We start from the raw sequence: 20,554 nt of genomic DNA, 5'->3' as shown, positions 1-20,554 counted from the left end.
GCTTGCGGCGATAGCTTGATTCCGCACAGAGTACATAGGGCGTTATGCCCATATTTTGTATTTCCCTGTTGACGATACCACTCCCTATTGTGTTACATTGCCAGCACTACGGTCCTCAAGGTTTGATTCAAACCGCGAGTTAAAAGGGAATCCGGTGCGTGTGTCTGCAGAATATTTCTCGCCGATATGCAACGCCGGGGCTGCCCCCGCAACTGTAACCAGCCATCGGGCTGACGTCATGTCAGTCTGGTAGCGCAAGGCATCTGAAGCCACTGAACCTGCCGGGGTTCGGGAAGGCGCCAAGCGTAAGGCCGGGAGCCAGGAGACCTGCCGTGGATTTTTTCAACGCGTTTGAGGCGGGGTGTCCTCGGCAGATGGAAGGTTTGCGCCTTCTCCCTTGCTGGTCCTGGTGGTGGATGTACAGCGGCAATGCAATGTCATTGCGCCTGCGTACGTCGGTTGCCGACTCCCGCTCCTGATAGGAGCCAAGTAGATGGATGATATCAATACCGCGCAGCCGGTTTTAAATGCTGCACTCCCCAGTTTGCAAGTCATACGCCGTGATGGCGCGGCCGTGCCGTTTGCCGCCGACAAGATTTCCATTGCGCTGACCAAGGCATTTTTGGCGGTGGCGGGCGAGCACTCGACTATTTCCAGCCATATGCGCACCGAGGTGCAGGCGCTGACCGATACCGTGGTGGCTGCCCTGGTGCGCCGCAAGCCAGCCGGTGGCTCCATCCACATTGAAGACATACAGGATCAGGTAGAGCTGGCGCTGATGCGCTCCGGCGAGCATGACGTGGCACGCGCCTATGTGCTGTACCGCGAGAAGCGCGCCGCCGAGCGCGCCGCCCAGCAAGCGCCTGCGCCCACACTGCATGTGCTGCAGGATGGCAAGCGCGTGCCGCTGGATCAGCAGTTGCTGCTCAGCATGGTGACCGAGGCCTGCGTGAATCTGGGTGATGCCGTGCAGCCCACCGTGATTGTGGAGCAGGCCATGCGTGACCTGTACGACGGCATGCCGTTTGACGAAGTGCGCCGCGCGCTGATTCTCTCCGCACGCAGCCTGATCGAGCGCGAGCCTGCCTATAACTACGTCACCGCCCGTTTGCAGCTGGACCTGGTGCGTGCCGAGGTGCTGGGCGAAGCCGTGAGCCATACCGCCATGGCGCAGCGCTATGCCGAATATTTTCCGCAATACATCAAGACCGGCATTGCCGCCGAATTGCTGGATGAACGCCTGGCGCAGTTTGATCTCAGCCGTCTTGCCAGCGTACTGGTGGCCGACCGCGATCTGCAGTTTGGCTACCTGGGTTTGCAGACGCTGTATGACCGCTACTTTTTGCATATTGAAGAGCGCCGCATTGAGCTGCCGCAGGTGTTTTTCATGCGCGTGGCCATGGGCCTGGCGATCAACGAGATTGACCGCGAAAGCCGCGCCATCGAGTTTTACCATGTGCTGTCCAGCTTTGATTTCATGAGCTCCACCCCAACCTTGTTTAACAGCGGCACGCGCCATTCGCAGCTGTCGTCGTGCTACCTCACCACCGTGAGCGATGATCTGGATGGCATTTACCAGGCGATCAAGGAAAACGCGCTGCTGCAAAAATTTGCCGGTGGCCTGGGCAACGACTGGACGCCAGTGCGGGCGCTGGGCTCGCGCATCAAGGGCACCAATGGCAAAAGCCAGGGCGTGATTCCTTTCCTGAAAGTCGTCAACGATACCGCCGTGGCGGTGAATCAGGGCGGCAAGCGCAAGGGCGCGGTGTGTGGCTATCTGGAAAGCTGGCATCTGGACCTGGAGGAGTTTCTGGACCTGCGCAAGAACACCGGCGACGACCGCCGCCGCACGCACGACATGAACACCGCCAACTGGATTCCTGACCTCTTTATGCAGCGCGTGCAGGCCAATGCGGACTGGACGCTGTTCTCACCATCCGATGTGCCGGATCTGCATGATCTGTATGGCAAGGCTTTCGAGACGGCCTATACCAACTACGAGCGCCGCGCCGACCATGGCGAGATCAAGCTCTTCAAGCGCGTGCCCGCCGTGCAGCTGTGGCGCAAGATGCTCTCCATGCTGTTTGAAACCGGGCATCCCTGGATCACCTTCAAAGACCCGTGCAATATCCGCTCGCCGCAGCAGCACGTGGGGGTGGTGCATAGCTCCAACCTCTGCACCGAGATCACGCTGAACACCTCCGAAACGGAAATCGCCGTGTGCAACCTGGGCTCGGTGAACCTGATGGCGCACCTGAAGCCCGAAGGCGACAGCTACGTGCTGGACCAGGCCAAGCTGGCTGCGACTATCCGCGTGGCGATGCGCATGCTGGATAACGTGGTCGACATCAACTTCTACGCCGTGGGCAAGGCGCGCAATTCCAATTACCGTCACCGCCCGGTGGGCCTGGGCATCATGGGCTTTCAGGATGCCTTGCATGCCATGCGCGTGCCGTATGCCTCATCCGCCGCGGTGGAGTTTGCCGACCGCGCCATGGAAGCCGTGTGCTACAACGCCTACCTCGCCTCCAGCTATCTGGCGGAAGAGCGCGGCGCGTATTCCTCCTTCCGTGGCAGCCTGTGGGATCAAGGCATATTGCCGCTGGATACGCTCAATCTGCTGTCAGAAGCGCGTGGCGGCCAGGTGGAAGTGGACCGCTCAAGCACCCTGGATTGGGATAGCCTGCGCCAGCGCATACAGCGCGTGGGCATGCGCAACTCCAACTGCGTGGCGATTGCGCCCACGGCGACCATCTCCAATATCGTCGGCGTTTCCGCCAGCATAGAGCCGGAATACCAGAACCTGTATGTGAAATCCAACCTCTCCGGTGAATTCACCGTGGTGAACGAGCAACTGGTGCAAGACCTGAAAGCGCGTGGCCTGTGGGATGAGGTGATGATTGCCGACATCAAGTATTACGATGGCTCGTTGGCCGCCATCGAGCGCGTGCCGGCGGACCTCAAGCAGCTGTATGCCACGGCCTTTGAGGTGGACCCCGTGTGGCTGGTCGAGGCCGCTGCCCGCCGCCAGAAGTGGATAGACCAGGCGCAATCGCTCAACCTCTACTTCGCCGCGCCCTCCGGCAAAAAGCTCAATGACGTCTATCTGCTGGCCTGGCTGCGTGGCCTTAAAACCACGTATTACCTGCGCTCGCTGGGTGCGACCTCGGCCGAGAAATCGACCGGGCAGGGCGGGGAGCTCAATGCGGTGTCGTCCGGCTTGCCCGTAGCGGCGGCTAGCCCCAGCGCCGAGCCTGAGCCCAAGCAATGCCTGATCGACGACCCGGACTGCGAAGCCTGCCAATAACCCTCTGATCGTCTGCGATCCACCTACGCTGGCTGCACATGATGTGCCTTGCCCTAAAGGTGGGTCGCAGCTTCACCGCTGAATTTTAAGGAAACACCATGCTGAATTTTGAAGAAGATATCCTGATTGCCCCTGCTGCCGCGAAAACCGCTACCCCAAGTGCAGCACCCGCCATGCCATCTGCCGCCGCCATCGCTAATGCCCACACCGCCGCCAACCAGCCCAGCGCCACGGGCCGCGTGCAAGCGGTAGACAAGCGCGTGATCAACGGCCAAACCGACGTTAACCAGCTCGTGCCATTCAAATACCACTGGGCGTGGGACAAATACCTGGCAGGCTGTGCCAACCACTGGATGCCGCAAGAAATCTCCATGAGCCGCGACATTGCCCAGTGGAAAGACAGCAGCGCGCTCACCGAAGACGAACGCCTGATCGTGAAGCGCAACCTCGGCTTTTTCACCACCGCCGATTCATTGGCCGCCAACAACATCGTGCTCGGCACCTATCGCCACATCACCGCGCCCGAGTGCCGCCAATACCTGCTGCGCCAGGCCTTTGAAGAAGCCATCCACACCCACGCCTACCAATACATCGTCGAAAGCCTGGGCCTGGACGAAAGCGAAATCTTCAACGCCTATCAAGAAGTCTCCAGCATCCGCGATAAAGACGACTTCCTCATCCCCTTCATCAACACCCTGACCGACCCCGAATTCAAAACCGGCACCACACAAGCCGACCAGCAGCTGCTGCGCTCGCTCATCGTCTTCGCTTGCATTATGGAAGGCCTGTTTTTCTACGTTGGCTTTGTGCAGATACTCGCCCTCGGCCGCCAGAACAAAATGCAAGGCGCCGCCGAGCAATACCAATACATCCTGCGCGATGAATCCATGCACTGCAATTTCGGCATCGACCTCATCAACACCCTCAAGCTCGAAAACCCGCACCTGTGGACCCCCGAATTCCGCGAAGAAATCAAACGCCTGATGCAACAAGCCGTGGAGCTGGAATACCGCTACGCCGAAGACACCATGCCCCGCGGCGTGCTCGGCCTCAACGCCGCCATGTTCAAGGAATACCTCCGCTTTATCGCCAACCGCCGCATGCAGCAAATCGGCATCGACGCCCTATACCCCGGCGCCAGCAATCCCTTCCCCTGGATGAGCGAAATGATGGATTTGAAGAAAGAGAAAAACTTCTTTGAGACCAGAGTGACGGAGTATCAGACGGGTGGGGCGTTGAGTTGGGATTAGGGCGTACTAGTGATAATGGAGTTATAAATTTACTTTTCCTGGATATGGAATTCCCAGAAACATACATTTGACTATCCTAAAGAGGTCAGGATAGGGCAGTCGGTTCACTCATCACGATTCACTAGACTTTCGAGTACGGACTCGTAGTAACTGGGAAATTGCTGAAGAGTTAGCCTGATTTGATCTGTTTGGGCGTTAAGGGCCGGGGCAAAGTGAGGTTCAGTAAAGCCGTTGTTCCTTACAACTGCGGCTAGGGTCTGAGCAACTACACGATCTGCAAAACCAAGTTCGTAAGCTGATATTGATAACTGGTCAGGCAGGCCGTACTTCAAAGATTTTTGGAAAAGCAATAGTGGCCCGGCCCTTAAATCCTTTACAAAATTTTCTCCAAAAAGGAATTGTGAAACCGCGGCCACAATCAAAGAGCATTGGAATCCAAGAATGCTTTCACAGAATTCCACAATATCGATTCCAGTTAGTCTTCTACGGTTATCTCCCCAAGCTCTTGTGCCTTCGACATTCATTGCCTGAGAAATAATCTCCGAGTACGTCTGCCCCAATAGCCAACTTGAGGCTAGCTGAATCGGCAACTGATCCGGTTCAACACTGTGAAAGAATTTGTCGTCAGATTGTTGAGCCAATAAAGGCCAGATTTTATGAAGCCAAGCTGCACTGGTGTTTAGAGCAAAGAGCTCGTCACGATTTTCATTAACCCAACTTTCAACAGTTTTTGCCCCATTAACACCAAGCAGTGTTCTCGAATAAAATGCTTGCGCTTCTGGAACTGGCGCCTCTCGCTGAATATGCTCTGTGACAGTGGCAAATAGTGTAATAACTGCAGGCTTAAGATCTTCGGGCGCCAAGTAGTATGCAAGCGTCGACATCGCCAACTGCTCCGAAGACGACTTGAACTCTTCAAAAAGAGTATTGCCACGGTTCGCCATTAGGTAACTCTCTAGAGCAAACATGAGCTGCCGCCGGTAGCGTAGCTCTGCGACTAATCCCTGAGCCCTGAATTGATATTGTGGATTAATTGCGACGATCTGCTCGGCCCAGCCTAGCCACTGTGCTTCATCTGACAGAATCAAATTGCAAAGATCCCGTGGGGTGAGGGGGAGAGTCGCCCCATCTGTGCTTTGTAGCGGGGCTAAAATATCTAGTAGCGAGCTGGTCGTGTCTTCAGATCTACTTGGCGACAACAACTCAACCGACGAATTAAACTTCCAACGCTCTGTTCTATTGTTTTTCTGATCGTAGATGCCCGGATCAGAAAAGATCACCAGCCCTTCAGTATGCATACCGGACCGGCCAGCACGCCCAATTAAATTCTGGAAGTCACGTACCTTTATTCGCTCGGTTCCCTGCTGGACTCCCGTGACGACTAAATAGCGAATTGGTAAATTTACACCTTGAGCAAGCGTCGAAGTGCAAATTACGAAATTGATGAGACCTTGCTGCATCCCATATTCAATTGACAGACGTATGCCATGAGGGGTTGTGCCGTGATGCACAAATATTCCGAGTAAGGCCGCCTTGGCCAAATCAGAATCGTTGCCAAAATGCGTTGCGATGAGATTGCTCATGCGCCCAATCTCATCGTCGTTCGACGATAGAGCAGGAGACGGAAGATTAAAGTCCCTTTGATATATTTCTACTGCCCTCACAGCCAGAGAACTGGCGGTAGCCTTCCGTCCGCAAAATATTGCTACAGCACCTTGCGACACCAATCGAATGCCTACATACAGTGCAACATCCCCGGAGCTGTCCTTGGACGGAAATCGCCTCGTTTTTCGCTCACGCTTGAATTTGGTTAGCTCTTGAGCCTCGATCACGCGAGGTACAAAATAGTCAGGCTGGGTATATGTTTCTGACTCAAAAAACATTAGCTGTCCCATACGCTCCATCCAGCTGGCATAAGCAACTGATCTCGTCGTAGGCAGTAACCCGCTGCCATTGACTACCTTACAGCTATCACCTATTAGCCATGTACCGATAGCAGCAGCATTCTGGATAACAGCTGATATCAGAATTGTCTGAGCATTTTCTGGAAGGAGTGTTTTGATTTCAGTGAGCAGAAGCTCATATGTGATCCCTCTGCCACCAGAGTCGAATTGGTGGCCTTCGTTATAAATTACGATTCCGATATCATTTGCCAACGAATGACTTTGTCGAAGTATGAACAGCAACTTCTCAGGAGTCAGGACCAGGATGTACTGAGACTGAGGAAGGTTAATTCCTAAGCCGTCACCGCCAAATGCCGTCCTAAAGAGCTCAGATAGTTCGTCGAGAAAGTCCATTTGCAACGCATCAGAAAGCTCATTAACTTTCACTCCATCATCTCGGAATGCCGATCGAAGTGACGTCCCTATCTCATGACACAGCGCTCTGAATGGTGCTACTACAACCGCGAGCTTTGCTCGTCCTGATAAAAAACCACTTCGAAGAATTATCTCTACTGATCTTGTTTTCCCAGCGCTTGTTGGCATTTGAATAACGCCTGAGGAACCGGAATAGAGTCCCGCCTCTCCGAGAAGTATTTGCGACGGCCATAGCTCTTTTGGGAAATGAGCTTTCCTAATGGCTGATGCCCATTGGTCTATTTCTACACCTGTGAATCGAGGAAGAGTTAGCCATGAAGAGGCAACTAGTTTTCTGCGGATGATTGCCCCGATTAAATCGATGAGAAGAAGCTCCCAGGCAGTTCCCAGATCATAGGCGCGTCTTCTGAGTTCGTTTAGTTGAGCCAGAAGCTCTGTTTGCCCCGATCCATCGTGGAAGTGTGTCGCCAATAAACGTGCAGCTTCCGAAAGATGGCCTTCGAACACTGGATGGACATCGGCGGGATATCCCCGCCAGTCAGAGTTAAGAACCCATCTCAAAAGTCGATCAATTGGGAACAACTTCCCATCAGGTTCATCGAGCTCTTTAGCCAGAACGTGGCTACTGCCTGGTCGAAAGGCTAGGTAATACGCAGAGGCTGCCAAGAGTAGAATCTCTTCGGAAATGTTCTCGGCAAACTTCGCCTGAAGGAGTGCATCGAAAAAGCTGGCGGAGAAGTTAAGCTCCTCCATCGTAAATTCCGGTAGAGATTCATTCAGATTTTCTAGCTGGTTCACGGATGCAGCTACATCCCCCAACGTTCCTAGCGTCAGGGATAGCAACTCATTAGGTTCTGTGTTTGGAGGAATTGCTATATGGAAATTCTCGGGAAGTCCTAACTCATACATTTTTCCTTTAGAGCGCGTAATGCCGAACAGACGGCGACTATTGCGATCAGGCCTCATTTGCTGCCCTTTCATAAAGGGCGTGCGCAAGCGCCATTAGTCCAGTCCCACGAATGACAATCAACTCTAGGTTTGACGAATTCTGATGATTCGCTACTGAAGTCAATTGGATAGAGTCTTCGTCGTAAGCCGAATCTGAAAGGAGTGCAGCTGCACCAGAGCGGTAAATATACGGGTTGTCGGATAGGTTTTGAAAGCGCTGTACCTTTAATACATCGTCGCCTTGCCCCGACCGTCTTAATCGCTGCTTGGTAGCATTTAGCGTAGTTGCGCGACGCAAGTGATCTTTTGATGAATCATCGACAGCTGTTTGTAGCCGACCTGCGTATGCTGTGTTTGTCAGTTGGGCCTTGACCTCAAAAGCTAAAAGAGTGTCTCTAGGAGACGGGGCATTAGTAACAAACTTGAATCCTAGAATGTCCACACCTTTGATAGATTCGTCACGACTCGCTTTTTCGGCGTATTTCCCTCGAGGCACCCAGTATCCGAGCAGATGTTCAACATAATCACAAACAAGAAGCTCAGCGAAATCCCCCGAGCGAATGGACGGCCCTGGCGCGGCGCTCTTATCAGGGAAGATCATTTGAATCAGATATTCAGCACGGGATAGCCCCGTTCCAGCACGAAATGCATCGATTTCGGAGTCCAAACAATAGCATTGTCGGAAGTGAGCAGCCCAACTGCTCAGGAATTCTGCGTCTTCCGCAACATTCAACTCCCAAACATCAATTGGGTGTCCGTCTGAAGTTGTTAGGGCGGTTTCCGTCTTGGTTAGTGCTGCTAAATGGTCTACCACCACCGCCTCCCAACAGAGCGATATGGCATCAAGGCCATAGACCATTGCATATACATTCTCTTAACCCCCTAATACTTCATAAGTGGCCCTGACTGGTTAAGGCCGAAAGCTGAAAATTGTAAGTGTTTTGTTAGATACTACTATATCGTCACCAAACAGCATCAATTTTGCACTTAGATATAGGCGTTTCTTTTAATCATCGTTGCTTTTGCGTTGCAAAAAGAAAAGTCCTCAAGCCAAGGTTTTTTGCTTGGTTCTTAACAGTGATTTACTAAAATTGTCTCAGGACATATGGCTGAGTGCAAAACAAAAAAATGGAAGCCATTGCTTCCGTTTTTTTGACTTAGATTGGTTGAAAGAGCTATGTTTAATTCGTATCAAATCTTCGGAAACGTAATCCCAGTCCGCCCCTGATACTTCCCACCACGATCCTTATACGAGGTCTCGCAGATTTCATCAGACTCAAAGAACAGCACCAGGGTATGCCTCCATTCGGACTAAGTCTTTTTTCCTGTCAGGTGATAGATATTGTCGGATCATTCAACAATGATACTTTTTGTTAGCTGTTTTTATTAAATCTTTACTTAATAAAGTTTAATAACGTGGAGCGTTATTAAAGGTTATGCGTATGTGAGGGTGCAGCCCGCCGCAGCAAATAACAATAAAAAAACGGGAGCCAAAGACTCCCGTTTTAATGTGTGAAGGCGATATAGCTATGCCGATATACAGCAATCAAATTTTAGGCAATGTAACCCCAACTTGCCCCTGATACTTCCCGCCACGATCCTTATACGAGGTCTCACAGATTTCATCGGATTCAAAGAACAGCACCTGGGCGCAGCCTTCGCCGGCGTAAATCTTGGCGGGGAGCGGGGTGGTGTTGCTGAATTCCAGGGTCACGTAGCCTTCCCACTCGGGCTCAAAAGGCGTGACGTTGACGATGATGCCGCAGCGGGCGTAGGTGGATTTGCCGAGGCACACGGTGAGTACGCTGCGGGGGATGCGGAAGTACTCCACGGTGCGGGCGAGGGCGAAGGAGTTGGGGGGGATGACGCAGTAGCCTTTGCCGGAGACTTCGACGAAGGATTGCGGGTCGAAATTCTTGGGGTCGACGATGGTGCTGTTGATGTTGGTGAACACGCGGAATTCGTCGGCACAGCGGATATCGTAGCCGTAGCTGGAGGTGCCGAAGGAGACGATTTTTTCACCGTTGAGTTCGCGGACCAGCTGGGGCTCGAAGGGCTCGATCATGCCGTGCTGTTCGGCCATGCGACGTATCCATTTATCGGATTTGATGCTCATAGGGTTCTCTTGAATATGTAAAAAGCGGAGCCGGGGCTCCGCTTTGTGCCGTTATAGGGATTAGTGTGCGTCGCCGCCCAGCTGGATGGAGTAGCGCCAGAATTGGTCTTCGTGTTCGAAGATGACCTTGGAGGCTTCTGGGTCGCGGCTGCCAGCAGGGTATTGGTGCACGGGCTTGCGGTCCTTGGCCCAGGCTTCGATCACGGGGTCTACCAGGCGCCATTGGGCTTCTACTTCGCTGATGTGCAGGTATTGCGAGTTGTCGCCTTCCATCAGGTTGAGCAGCAGGGCCTCGTAGGCGTCTACGGTTTCGTCGCCATCCTGACGGTTGGCGGCGTCGAGCTCAATGGTGCGGGTGTTGATGTCCAGGCCTGGAATCTTGGATTCGATTTCGAGCTTGATGCATTCGCGTGGCTGAATACCGATGATGAGCCAGTTTTGATGCTGGCCATTGCCGATTTGCAGTGGGGCTTTTTTGAAGCGGATGCAGATGCGGGTGTCGGCTTCATGCAGGCGCTTGGCGGTGCGGATGTAGAACGGCACACCTTTCCAGCGTGGGTTGTCGATAAACAGCTTGAGGGCGGCGTAGGTTTCGACCACGCTGCTGCTGTCGCCCAGCTCTTCCAGATAGCCGGGGACTTTTTCGCCGTTGATTTCGCCTGCGGCGTATTGGGCGCGGAAGGCGTGGTGCTCAATATCATTGACCGGGATCGGGCGGATGGCTTCGAGAACCTTGATCTTCTCGGCGCGCACGGCGTCGGGGCTCAGGTCTTTTGGCTGTTCCATGGTGGTCAGCGCCAGGGTTTGCAGCACGTGGCTCTGAATCATGTCGCGCAGGGCGCCGGTGGCATCGTAAAACTGGGTGCGGTCGCCCACGCCCAGCATTTCGGTGTTGGTGATCTGCACGTGGTCGATGTATTCGCTGTTCCAGATCGGCTCAAGCACGGTGTTGGCAAAGCGCTGCAGCAGGATGTTTTGCAGGGCGGATTTGCCGAGGTAGTGGTCGATACGGTAGATCTGGCTTTCCTTGAGGTGCTTGCTGATGGAGGCTTGCAGCTCTTTGGCGGATGGCAGGTTGGTGCCAAATGGCTTCTCGATCACCACACGGCGCCAGTATTTGTCTTCATTGGTGAGGCCGACTTCGGCCAGCTGGTCTACCACTTGCGCAAAGTCAGAAGGGCGCACCGACAGGAAGAACGCGAGGTTCTGCGGGAAGGTGGCTTCGTCCGACAGCTTGTCCTTCATCTTGGCGAAGGCATTAGGGTCGGTCGGTGGGTTTGCGTGGTAGAAGTTACGGGCGATGAAACGTTCGAAGACCTTCTGGTCATAGCCCTTTTTGAATTTGGCATCCAGCATGCCCTTGATATCGGCACGCCAGGCTTCGAGGCTGACTTCGCTGCGGCCAACGGACAGAATTGCCATTTTTTCAGGCAGGCGGCCGAGGGCGTCGAGGCGGAAAAGGCCGGGCATGAGTTTGACACGGGACAGATTGCCGCTGGCACCAAACAGAACCAGGGTACAAGGATCGATTTGTTTCATGTGTTCAAAGCTTCCGTTGATAGCAAATTAATGAATTAGCGTGATTTTACCGTGATTGAGGCGGATTTGTCCCGACTGCGAACGGGATGCTGCAAAAAAACGAAAAGGGCACCGCTTGTGGCGGATGCCCTTTTGTTCTGCTGGTTAAACCCGATTACTTGGTTTTAACAGCGTGGCCGCCAAATGCATTACGCATCAGGGACAGCAGTTTGTAGCTATAGCCCTTGGAGTCCTGGCTTCTGAAGCGTGCTTGCAGTGCCACGGTCAATACCGGGGCGGCTACGCCTTGCTCAACCGCTTCTACCACGGTCCAGCGGCCTTCACCGGAGTCAGCCACGTAAGGGGCGATGTTTTCCAGAGTCTGGTCAACCTTCAGGGATTCCGCGGTCAGGTCCAAGAGCCAGCTGCGGACCACGGAACCATGACGCCACAGTTCGGTGATTTGTGCCAGGTCCAGGTTGAACTCTTCTTTGCCCTTCAGCAGGTCCAGGCCTTCAGCCATGGCTTGCATCATGCCGTATTCAATGCCGTTGTGGATCATCTTGGTGAAGTGGCCAGAGCCAACTGGGCCTACGTGTGCCCAGCCGTGGTCTTCGTGGGCCAGGGCCTTCATCACAGGCTCCAGCACCTTGGCAACTTCAGGGGTAGCGCCGGTCATCAGGCAGTAGCCGTTTTCCAGGCCCCAGATGCCGCCGGAAGTGCCACAGTCCATGAAGCCAATGCCTTGTTCAGCCAGCCAGGCACCGCGGCGCTGACTGTGCTTGTAATTTGAATTGCCGCCGTCGACGATGATGTCGCCTTTGTTCAGCAGGGGGACGAGGTCCTTGATCTGATTTTCGGTAGGGTCGCCGCTTGGCAGCATGAGCCATACGATTTTAGGAGATTCACCGTCCAGTTTTGCAACAGCATCTTCTACCGAAGTAGAAGGGATCATGCCATTGACTGAGGCAATCTGATTGACGGTGTCCTGGCTGAAGTCAAAGCCCACTACTTGAATACCGCTTCTCAGAAGGCGACGTGTCATGTTGCCGCCCATTTTGCCCAAACCTAGCATTGCAATTTTCATTTGATTTTCCTTGATCGGGATGATGTGTCATCATCTCTTGTTGAGATATGTTACTTACATACGAGCGCTTTATGGGCTCTTGTATGTGGCCATTATTGTATAGCAAAGGTTTCAGGTATGACGAAAAACTCCACCCAAAGTTTAGTGTTAAATGGACAAATCAGTCGTTGGCACACATTTACATCACAACAGGCGATTAATGAAGCCACCCTGCAGCGGATTTTAGCGCTGGCAGAGGAAGCGATAGCTGCACGCGGTGCGTTTACCATTGTGCTGGCGGGCGGCAATACGCCCAAGCAGGTGTATGAGTTGCTGCGTCATGCCAAGGCTGACTGGAGCAAATGGCATGTCTACCATAACGATGACCGCTGTCTGCCTGCGGATCACCCCGAGCGCAACAGCCTGATGGCGCGCCAGGCATGGCTGGACCATGTGGCGATTCCTGCTAATCAGATACACGATATTCCCGCTGAGCGTGGCCCTGTGGAAGGTGCCGCTGCGTATGCTAAAACCTTGCAAGGCCTGGGCGAGTTTGATTTGGTGCTGCTGGGTCTGGGCGAAGATGGCCACACGGCGAGCCTGTTCCCCGGGCATACGTGGGATGACAGCGTGGATGCGTTCCCCGTCTACAATTCCCCCAAGCCACCGGCAGAGCGCGTTTCCATCAGTGCGCGTCGTTTGAGTCATACACGGGCGGTGATTTTTCTGGTGACGGGCGCTGGCAAGCAGGAGGCAGTGAATAACTGGCGCAGTGGGGTGGCGATTCCTGCTACCGTGATCAAGCCAGCGAATGGCGTGGATGTGTATGTGTTTGGGGTTGCGCTGGATTAGTCGTCAGGGCAGCCAGTAAAAAATAAAGCCGGAATGGGCATATGCCACTCCGGCTTTATTTTTTCAATCGCTGGGTTCTTAGCTTAACCAGTCAGGCAATACATCCCGATAAAACAGATGCGTACCGTTGGTGAGGCTGCGTAATTGCAGCCCATAGCGCTGGCCCAGCCATTTCAGGCTTTGCGCTGAAAACAGGCTGATATGCCCGTTGCGCGGCGCGGCATACCACCAGCCCAGTGTGCCGTCGTCTAGCTGACCATCCGAAAGCAGGGTGCTGAACAGAATGCCGCCCTTGTCTTCCAGTAAGGTATTCAGGTTTTGCATTAGCACGGAGACATCGGGCACATGCTCGAATACCTCAAACGCGGTAATGCAATTGAATTTGCCCAGCGAGCTGATTTGCATGTCCGGGTCATTGAAGGGGTCGTAGCTTTTCGAGTTCCAGCCTTCGGCCTGCAATAGCTCGCTCATCATGCCATTGCCGCCGCCGTAATCCAGATGCCGGATGCGCGCTTTGTTCTTGCCGAAGTTGCGTGACAGCAGGTCAGCATTGTCATGCGGCCGTATGCTGAGATAGTCCGGGTCTACCGCAACATAATCCTCGTTGTAGATGTGCGTGGAGAAGTCTTCCAGCGTCCACTGCTCAAACTCGGGCGCAAAGCAGAAGCCGCAGCCCAGGCATCGAAAGTATTGAATCATCACGCCCGTGGGTTGCAGCGCTATCCCCCGGCGTTCCTCGCAGGATTTATTGAAATCGGCTGTATCGAAGAAAGCGGCCTGGTTATTGCAAACCGGGCAGGGGAGCGTATTGTCCATGAGGCGATCCGATGCGCTAGGTATTCTGGATGACGATGCTGGGGAATTTGCTGCTGTGATCCAGCCCCAGCTGGGCGATCTTGATGGCGGTGGTGCGGGCAATGCTGCGATAAGTGGCTGCGATTTTGCTGTCGGGGTCGGCCACCACGGTGGGTGTGCCGCCGTCGGCTTGTTCGCGGATGCGGATATCCAGCGGCAGGCTGCCGAGCAGGTCGACGTTGTAATCCTTGCCCATGGCCGCGCCACCGCCAGCGCCGAAAATATGCTCCTCGTGACCGCAGTTTGAGCAAATGTGCGTGCTCATGTTTTCTACAATGCCGAGGATAGGGATGCCGACTTTTTCAAACATTTTCAGCCCCTTGCGAGCATCCAGCAGGGCGATGTCCTGTGGCGTGGTCACGATAATGGCGCCAGTAACCGGGACTTTTTGCGAGAGCGTGAGCTGAATATCGCCAGTGCCAGGCGGCAGGTCGATGACAAGATAATCGAGTTCTTTCCAGCGGGTATCGCGCAGCAGTTGCTCCAGTGCGCCCGTGACCATGGGGCCGCGCCAGACCATGGGCGTATCCACATCCACCAGAAAACCTATCGACATGGCTTGTATGCCATGGCTCTGCATGGGTTCTATGCTCTTGCCATCGGCACTGTCGGGGCGGCCGCTGATGCCCAGCATTTGCGGTTGCGATGGGCCGTAGATATCAGCATCCAGTATCCCCACGCTTGCGCCTTCGGCGGCCAGAGCGAGTGCCAGATTAACGGCGGTGGTGGATTTGCCTACGCCGCCCTTGCCGGAGGCCACGGCGATGATGTTCTTGACGCCAGGCAGCAGCTGCACGCCGCGCTGTACGCTATGCGACACGATGCGGCTGCCCACATTGACGGTGACACTGCCAATGCCGGGAATATGCTCCAGTGCGCTTTTTACCTGGGTTTGGATCTCGCTGATCACGCTCTTGGCCGGATAGCCCAGCACGATGTCCAGTGACAGGTCATTGCCCTTGAGCTGGATATTGCGAGCCGATTTGCTGCTGATGTAATCCTTGCCGGTATTGGGGTCGGTGATGGTTTTCAGGACATTCTGGATATCGGATTCGGTCAAGGCCATGGCGAAGCTTCCTGCGGGTGGGCATCTGAAAGAACAAATTTTAACGCATGCGCCAAGTTAACGCATGTGAAAGCCGGGCTGATTTGTTAAAATGCAGGTCTATTCAAGCATTCAGGCCGATTTCAAAAACACTATGTCCGCATCATCCCGCAAAATCCTGGTTACTTCCGCCTTGCCGTATGCCAACGGCAGCATTCACCTCGGGCATCTGGTTGAGTATATCCAGACCGATATCTGGGTGCGTTTCCAGAAAATGCAGGGCCATACCGTGCATTATGTCTGTGCCGATGACACGCATGGCACCCCCATCATGCTGCGCGCTGAAAAAGAAGGCATCACGCCTGAGCAGCTGATTGCCAAAGTGCACACCGAACACTATGCGGATTTCTCGGGTTTTCTGGTGGAGTTTGATAACTACTACTCGACCAATGCCCCGGAAAACCGCGAGCTTGCCAGCAATATCTACCTGGAGCTCAAGAAAAACGGCAAGATTGCCACCAAGACCATTGAGCAGTTCTTTGACCCGGTCAAACAGATGTTCCTGCCGGATCGCTTTATCAAGGGCGAATGTCCCAAATGCCACGCCAAGGATCAATACGGTGATTCCTGCGAAGTGTGTGGCACGACGTACAGCCCGACTGAGCTGATCAACCCATACTCTGCCGTGTCTGGCGCGGCACCCGTGCGCAAGGAAACCGAGCACTATTTCTTCAAGCTTTCTGAATGCGGCGAGTTTTTGCAGCAGTGGACCCGCTCGGGCACCTTGCAGGCTGAAGCCGCCAACAAAATGGGTGAGTGGTTTGCGTCTGGCTTGTCAGATTGGGATATTTCGCGCGATGCGCCGTATTTCGGCTTTGAGATTCCGGATGCGCCTGGCAAGTATTTCTATGTATGGCTGGATGCGCCTATCGGCTACATGGCCAGCTTCAAGAATCTGTGCAGCCGCTTAGGGCTGGATTTTGACGAATACTGGAAAGCCGATAGCAAGACCGAGCTTTATCATTTCATCGGCAAGGACATCCTGTATTTCCACGCGCTGTTCTGGCCTGCGACCCTGAAGTATTCTGGTCATCGCCAGCCGACGCAGATTTTCGCGCACGGCTTTTTGACGGTGAATGGCGAAAAAATGTCCAAGTCACGTGGCACCTTCATTACTGCTGGCAGCTATCTGCAGCATGTGAAAAACCCGGAATACCTGCGCTATTACTACGCTGCCAAACTGAATGGCTCGATGGAAGATATCGACCTCAATCTGGACGATTTCACAGCGCGCGTGAACAGCGACCTGGTCGGAAAATACATCAATATCGCCAGCCGCACCGCAGGCTTTATCAGCAAGCGCTTTGACGGCAAGCTGGCTGCGCTGGCGGATAACGCTGTCATCACGGAGTTGCGTCAGGCGGCAAGCAGCATTGCCGAATGCTACAACACGCGCGACTACGGCCGTGCCCTGCGCGAAATCATGGCGCTGGCTGACAAAGCCAATGGTTATGTTGCCGAGCACGCGCCGTGGGATATGGCAAAACAGGCTGGCCGTGAAGCGGAGCTGCATCAGGTGTGTACGGCTGCGCTGGAAATGTTCCGGCTGCTCACGCTGTATCTCAAGCCGGTATTGCCCAAGCTGGCAGGCCAGATTGAAGCCTTCCTGAATATTGCCGTGCTGGACTGGACACAAGTGGACAATGCCTTGCCAGCAGGCCATGCGATTGCCGCTTACCAGCATTTGATTACCCGCATTGACCCTAAACAGATAGAAGCCATGATCGAAGCCAATAAAGAATCCCTGCAGGCAACGCCTGCTGCTGCACCTGCTGTTGCGGCCCCCGTTGCAGCCAGCGCGCCTGCTGAAGCCAACTACATCAGTATTGATGACTTTGCCAAGGTGGATCTGCGTATCGCTCGCATTGTGACGGCGGAGCATGTCGAAGGCGCCGAGAAGCTGCTGCGTCTTGAACTGGATATTGGCGAAGAAAAACCACGTCAGGTGTTTGCCGGGATCAAATCGGCTTATGACCCAGCCACCTTGCAAGGCCGCTTGACGGTGATGGTGGCCAATCTTGCGCCACGCAAGATGAAGTTTGGCATGTCAGAAGGCATGGTGCTGGCAGCGTCTGATGAGCGTGGCGGGCCTTATATCCTGAGTCCGGATAGTGGCGCCGCGCCAGGCATGCGCGTCAAGTAAGCCTGGCTGCGACATTGCTTTGCCGGCTCCAAAGGCCGAAGGCCAATGTCTAGCGCAATAAAAAAGCCCCGCAAGTTCGGGGCTTTTTTTATGGGTGGGATGCTTAAGGGCTGGTTTTTTCTTTGGTGGTAATGGGGCCAGCGGCAGATTTGCCCACGACAGAGACTTGTCCTTTGAGTTTTGCCAGCGATTTATCGCCAAAACCGGGGACATTGTTCAGGTCTTCGACTGTCTTGAAGTTACCGTTTTTCTTGCGGTAATCAATGATGGCCTGGGCTTTGGCCGGGCCAATGCCTTTTACGGTTTCCAGTTCTTCTTTGGAGGCTGTATTGATGTTCACCGCAGCATGCGCACTCAACGCAAAGCAAAGGGTGGCCAGTGCGATAAGCAAACTCTTTTTCATTACCTTAACTCCCATGATGATATTGACGAAATCCGGTCACGCCGTGGTGACCTCATGGGATTTTACTCTGGCGGTAAAAAAACCTTTTTAAATCAAACTGATCTCGTGATTTATGTCACGGAGGGCTTGCAGCGGATCGGCCGCGCGCGTGATGGGGCGACCAATCACCAGATAGCTTGAGCCTTGGCGCAATGCATCGGCGGGGGTGACCACACGGGATTGATCATCCATACTGGCATTGCGCGGGCGTATGCCAGGGGTAACCAGGCAGAAATTTTCGCCCAGGGTGCTGCGTAAAACCGGCGCTTCCTGCGCTGAGCACACCACGCCATCCAGACCTGCTGCTTGCGTGAGGCGGGCAAGCCGTAACACCTGATCCTGCAAGGTGCCTGGAATGCCCAGGCTCTGCATGACTTGCTGATCCATGCTGGTGAGGATAGTAACGGCGATCAGCAAAGGCTGGTGCCCGCTTTTGGCGACGCCTTCTTTGGCAGCTTCCATCATGGGCTGACCACCCGAGGCATGCACATTCAGCATCCATACGCCGAGTCTGGCCGCGGCCTCGCAAGCCTTGGCCACGGTGTTGGGGATATCGTGGAATTTCAGGTCAAGAAATACGCCATAGCCTTTATCAACCAGCGTTTCCACCAGCTGCGGGCCTGTGGCGGTAAAGAGCTCTTTGCCTACCTTGAGGCGGCATTGGCTGGGGTCCAGCTGATTTGCCAGCGCGAGCGCACTTGGGGCATCGGCGTAATCAAGGGCAACTACAATCTTGGGGTTGATCTTGGTATCGGGCGTGGTCATTTATAACGCTTCGGTCGGTTCTGAGGGGAGGGATTCCCAGGCATTGCATGCCGGGCATTGCCAGTGGTAGTTTTTGGCCTTGAAGCCGCACTGGTCGCAGCAATACACATTGCGATTGCCAATGGCGCGACGTATGGTCTGCTGCATCAACAAGGTCTCTTGCTGATCCTGAGGTTCCAGCGCGATTCTGGCCTGTAACAGCTGATCCAATGTCTGCAGGCTGGGCTTTCTCGCCAATTCGGTACGTGCCAGCTTTGCGGCAGGCTCCGGGCCTTTTTCTGCCATGGTGGCTTCATACACCACGGTTTGCAGGGTGGGCAGCTTGTAGCTTTCCAGGTAGCTCGCGAGCAGATTCAGGCCTTCTTCACTCTGGCCCAGGGCGCGGTAGCTCTTCAGGAGTTTGGCTGCCACCAGGCTGATGCGCTCTGCATCCTGATATTCAATGCGTTTCCAGATGGCAATGGCGGCTTTGTGATCTCCCGCGGCGGCTTCCATGTCGCCCAGCATGATGGTGGCGCGCACGCACGCCTTGTTGGCATCCAGTGCCATATCCAGCTCGTAGCGCGCAGTGTGGGCGTCGTTGTTGAGTATGGATTTAACCGCCATTTCACAGTAGTACTGGGCGATTTCCTTGCGAAAAGGAATGCCTGAGATGCGTTCCAGTTCGGTCGCGCATTTGATGGCGCGTTCCCACTCGCGTTCACGTACATAAATTTCCAGCAGCGAGCGCAAGGCGGGCTGCTTGTAGCGGCTGCCATCGAGCGATTTGAAGAGTTCTTCCGCACGGTCCAGCAGACCCGCCTTGAGATAATCCTGAGCCAGCTCTGCCATGACGGCCAGTTTTTGCTGTTCGGGCAGTTCCTTGCGATCCAGCAGATTGAGGTGCAAGTGAATCGCCCGATCCACTTCGCCACGGCGACGAAACAAGCTGCCCAGCGCGAAATGCAGTTCCAGAGAGTCTGCATTGGCTTCCACCGCCTCGACAAAGGCTTCTATGGCTTTGTCGTGCTGGTCGGTGATCAGGAAGTTCAGGCCTTTGAAATAGGCGGCCGGGAGTGTGGTGGATTCAGAAAGCAGCTGGTTGATATCAACTCGGGCGGCTACCCAGCCCAACGCAAAAAACAGGGGCAGGGCCAATAGCCACCAATATTCAAATTCCATCATTAATTCAAGGTTCCTGCTGGATGCTTTTGTTAAGTGTTTTAAGTTCTTTACGCAGGCTCATGACCTGACGCTTTTGTTTGATCATCACGCCGACGCAGGCAAGGATGCCGGCAAGCACGCCTATGGAGAAGGTGATCAGCAGCATGAGCGAGAGTGGAGCCTGCCAAATCAGGCCGAGATAATAATGCAACTCGGCGGGCTGGGAGTTTTTGAGGGCAAACCCCAGCAACATGATGAAGAGCAGGGTGCCCAAGGGGATATATATATAGCGCATGGTAAGGATTTTACCTAAGCCGGTCTGATGTGGCGAATTTAAATCACATAAGGGAACGTGAGCAGGTCATAAGATCAGAGGCGTAAAAAAAAGCAGCATCCGAAGATGCTGCTTTTTGTACTGCTAGTAACGTCAAGTTTTACTCAACGAGGTCTACGCGTTCTCGCAATTCCTTACCGGCCTTGAAGTGGGGTACGTATTTTTCAGGTACCTGCACTTTAGAGCCAGTCTTGGGATTGCGTCCGAGACGGGGAGGGCGATAGTTCAGACTGAAACTACCGAACCCTCTTATCTCGATGCGCTCTCCGCTGGCCAGGTTATCCGCCATGGAGTCAATGATGGCCTTCACAGAAAGCTCGGCATCCTTGACCACCAGTTGCGGAAAACGCGCAGCCAGATTGGCAATCAGCTCAGATTTGGTCATGGCGTGA

16 protein-coding genes, 1 pseudogene and 1 riboswitch are annotated in these 20,554 nt (G+C 54.2%); of the genes and pseudogenes, 4 read left to right on the top strand and 13 right to left on the bottom strand.

Features of this window, described 5'->3' with window-relative positions; translation table 11 throughout:
• Positions 1-92 precede the first annotated feature (92 nt).
• A riboswitch (cobalamin riboswitch) is annotated at positions 93-349 on the top strand.
• A gap of 144 nt (positions 350-493) precedes the next feature.
• Complete coding sequence (locus tag ACWWD9_RS08665) at positions 494-3,307, top strand: ribonucleoside-diphosphate reductase subunit alpha (RefSeq protein ID WP_455866792.1); 2,814 nt, start codon at positions 494-496, stop codon at positions 3,305-3,307.
• A gap of 98 nt (positions 3,308-3,405) precedes the next feature.
• Entirely contained in the window at positions 3,406-4,557 is a 1,152-nt protein-coding gene (locus tag ACWWD9_RS08660; protein ID WP_455866791.1) for a ribonucleotide-diphosphate reductase subunit beta, read from the top strand.
• Positions 4,558-4,661: 104 nt separating this feature from the next.
• On the opposite strand, the gene ACWWD9_RS08655 is transcribed toward ACWWD9_RS08660, so the two are convergent.
• The 6 genes and pseudogenes from ACWWD9_RS08655 to gnd form a co-directional block, all read right to left on the bottom strand.
• The gene (locus ACWWD9_RS08655; protein ID WP_455866790.1) at positions 4,662-7,841 is read right to left on the bottom strand and encodes a DEAD/DEAH box helicase; all 3,180 of its coding nucleotides are present in this window, start codon (positions 7,839-7,841) and stop codon (positions 4,662-4,664) included.
• The gene (locus ACWWD9_RS08650) at positions 7,831-8,682 is read right to left on the bottom strand and encodes a hypothetical protein (protein WP_455866789.1); all 852 of its coding nucleotides are present in this window, start codon (positions 8,680-8,682) and stop codon (positions 7,831-7,833) included. The genes ACWWD9_RS08655 and ACWWD9_RS08650 overlap by 11 nt, the downstream gene beginning before the upstream one ends.
• A gap of 332 nt (positions 8,683-9,014) precedes the next feature.
• Positions 9,015-9,113 (bottom strand): annotated as a pseudogene (dcd, locus tag ACWWD9_RS08645) (dCTP deaminase); the annotation flags it as partial.
• A gap of 256 nt (positions 9,114-9,369) precedes the next feature.
• A complete protein-coding gene (dcd, locus tag ACWWD9_RS08640) occupies positions 9,370-9,939 on the bottom strand; it encodes a dCTP deaminase (RefSeq protein WP_013441934.1) in 570 nt (189 codons plus the stop codon).
• A gap of 60 nt (positions 9,940-9,999) precedes the next feature.
• Positions 10,000-11,478, bottom strand: coding sequence for a glucose-6-phosphate dehydrogenase (zwf, locus tag ACWWD9_RS08635; protein ID WP_015829858.1), 1,479 nt, complete (start codon positions 11,476-11,478; stop codon positions 10,000-10,002).
• 154 nt (positions 11,479-11,632) lie between these two features.
• Positions 11,633-12,544 carry a phosphogluconate dehydrogenase (NAD(+)-dependent, decarboxylating) gene (gene gnd, locus ACWWD9_RS08630; RefSeq protein ID WP_015829859.1) on the bottom strand — a complete coding sequence of 304 codons (912 nt, stop codon included), beginning with the start codon at positions 12,542-12,544 and terminating at the stop codon, positions 11,633-11,635.
• Positions 12,545-12,661: 117 nt separating this feature from the next.
• Here gnd and pgl point away from each other — a divergent pair, with 117 nt between their 5' ends.
• Positions 12,662-13,375: a 6-phosphogluconolactonase gene (gene pgl, locus ACWWD9_RS08625; RefSeq protein WP_455866788.1), complete on the top strand. Its 714-nt coding sequence runs from the start codon at positions 12,662-12,664 to the stop codon at positions 13,373-13,375.
• A gap of 78 nt (positions 13,376-13,453) precedes the next feature.
• Here the strand turns inward: pgl and ACWWD9_RS08620 are convergent, their stop codons facing one another.
• Entirely contained in the window at positions 13,454-14,191 is a 738-nt protein-coding gene (locus ACWWD9_RS08620) for a class I SAM-dependent methyltransferase (RefSeq protein ID WP_455866787.1), read from the bottom strand.
• 16 nt (positions 14,192-14,207) lie between these two features.
• On the bottom strand, positions 14,208-15,296 hold the full coding sequence (apbC, locus tag ACWWD9_RS08615; protein ID WP_455866786.1) for an iron-sulfur cluster carrier protein ApbC: 1,089 nt from the start codon (positions 15,294-15,296) through the stop codon (positions 14,208-14,210).
• A 133-nt stretch (positions 15,297-15,429) separates the two neighbouring features.
• On the opposite strand from apbC, the gene metG reads away from it, so the two are divergent.
• Positions 15,430-17,478, top strand: coding sequence for a methionine--tRNA ligase (metG, locus tag ACWWD9_RS08610; protein ID WP_455866785.1), 2,049 nt, complete (start codon positions 15,430-15,432; stop codon positions 17,476-17,478).
• Positions 17,479-17,581: 103 nt separating this feature from the next.
• On the opposite strand, the gene ACWWD9_RS08605 is transcribed toward metG, so the two are convergent.
• The 5 genes from ACWWD9_RS08605 to ACWWD9_RS08585 all read right to left on the bottom strand — a co-directional run bounded on the left by ACWWD9_RS08605 (position 17,582) and on the right by ACWWD9_RS08585 (position 20,547).
• The gene (locus ACWWD9_RS08605) at positions 17,582-17,881 is read right to left on the bottom strand and encodes a ComEA family DNA-binding protein (protein ID WP_041362095.1); all 300 of its coding nucleotides are present in this window, start codon (positions 17,879-17,881) and stop codon (positions 17,582-17,584) included.
• Between the two features lie 87 nt (positions 17,882-17,968).
• A complete protein-coding gene (pyrF, locus tag ACWWD9_RS08600; RefSeq protein WP_455866784.1) occupies positions 17,969-18,685 on the bottom strand; it encodes an orotidine-5'-phosphate decarboxylase in 717 nt (238 codons plus the stop codon).
• Positions 18,686-19,849, bottom strand: a complete 1,164-nt coding sequence (gene lapB, locus ACWWD9_RS08595) for a lipopolysaccharide assembly protein LapB (RefSeq protein WP_013441944.1) — start codon at positions 19,847-19,849, stop codon at positions 18,686-18,688.
• A gap of 4 nt (positions 19,850-19,853) precedes the next feature.
• On the bottom strand, positions 19,854-20,123 hold the full coding sequence (locus tag ACWWD9_RS08590; RefSeq protein WP_455866783.1) for a LapA family protein: 270 nt from the start codon (positions 20,121-20,123) through the stop codon (positions 19,854-19,856).
• 139 nt (positions 20,124-20,262) lie between these two features.
• Complete coding sequence (locus tag ACWWD9_RS08585; RefSeq protein ID WP_013441946.1) at positions 20,263-20,547, bottom strand: integration host factor subunit beta; 285 nt, start codon at positions 20,545-20,547, stop codon at positions 20,263-20,265.
• Positions 20,548-20,554: the final 7 nt, after the last annotated feature.

The organism is Methylovorus sp. SPW-M1, assembly GCF_053848825.1.
Note: the sequence above shows the minus strand (reverse complement) of the source record. Positions and strands in the feature narration are given on the sequence as shown.

What these genes read in the sequence shown, in the direction of transcription:
- ACWWD9_RS08665 (WP_455866792.1), top strand. Translation starts at nt 494, where the DNA reads ATGGATGATATCAATACCGCGCAGCCGGTTTTAAATGCTGCACTCCCC.
- ACWWD9_RS08660 (WP_455866791.1), top strand. Translation starts at nt 3,406, where the DNA reads ATGCTGAATTTTGAAGAAGATATCCTGATTGCCCCTGCTGCCGCGAAA.
- ACWWD9_RS08655 (WP_455866790.1), bottom strand. Translation starts at nt 7,841, where the DNA reads ATGAGGCCTGATCGCAATAGTCGCCGTCTGTTCGGCATTACGCGCTCT.
- ACWWD9_RS08650 (WP_455866789.1), bottom strand. Translation starts at nt 8,682, where the DNA reads ATGGTCTATGGCCTTGATGCCATATCGCTCTGTTGGGAGGCGGTGGTG.
- dcd (WP_013441934.1), bottom strand. Translation starts at nt 9,939, where the DNA reads ATGAGCATCAAATCCGATAAATGGATACGTCGCATGGCCGAACAGCAC.
- zwf (WP_015829858.1), bottom strand. Translation starts at nt 11,478, where the DNA reads ATGAAACAAATCGATCCTTGTACCCTGGTTCTGTTTGGTGCCAGCGGC.
- gnd (WP_015829859.1), bottom strand. Translation starts at nt 12,544, where the DNA reads ATGAAAATTGCAATGCTAGGTTTGGGCAAAATGGGCGGCAACATGACA.
- pgl (WP_455866788.1), top strand. Translation starts at nt 12,662, where the DNA reads ATGACGAAAAACTCCACCCAAAGTTTAGTGTTAAATGGACAAATCAGT.
- ACWWD9_RS08620 (WP_455866787.1), bottom strand. Translation starts at nt 14,191, where the DNA reads ATGGACAATACGCTCCCCTGCCCGGTTTGCAATAACCAGGCCGCTTTC.
- apbC (WP_455866786.1), bottom strand. Translation starts at nt 15,296, where the DNA reads ATGGCCTTGACCGAATCCGATATCCAGAATGTCCTGAAAACCATCACC.
- metG (WP_455866785.1), top strand. Translation starts at nt 15,430, where the DNA reads ATGTCCGCATCATCCCGCAAAATCCTGGTTACTTCCGCCTTGCCGTAT.
- ACWWD9_RS08605 (WP_041362095.1), bottom strand. Translation starts at nt 17,881, where the DNA reads ATGAAAAAGAGTTTGCTTATCGCACTGGCCACCCTTTGCTTTGCGTTG.
- pyrF (WP_455866784.1), bottom strand. Translation starts at nt 18,685, where the DNA reads ATGACCACGCCCGATACCAAGATCAACCCCAAGATTGTAGTTGCCCTT.
- lapB (WP_013441944.1), bottom strand. Translation starts at nt 19,849, where the DNA reads ATGATGGAATTTGAATATTGGTGGCTATTGGCCCTGCCCCTGTTTTTT.
- ACWWD9_RS08590 (WP_455866783.1), bottom strand. Translation starts at nt 20,123, where the DNA reads ATGCGCTATATATATATCCCCTTGGGCACCCTGCTCTTCATCATGTTG.
- ACWWD9_RS08585 (WP_013441946.1), bottom strand. Translation starts at nt 20,547, where the DNA reads ATGACCAAATCTGAGCTGATTGCCAATCTGGCTGCGCGTTTTCCGCAA.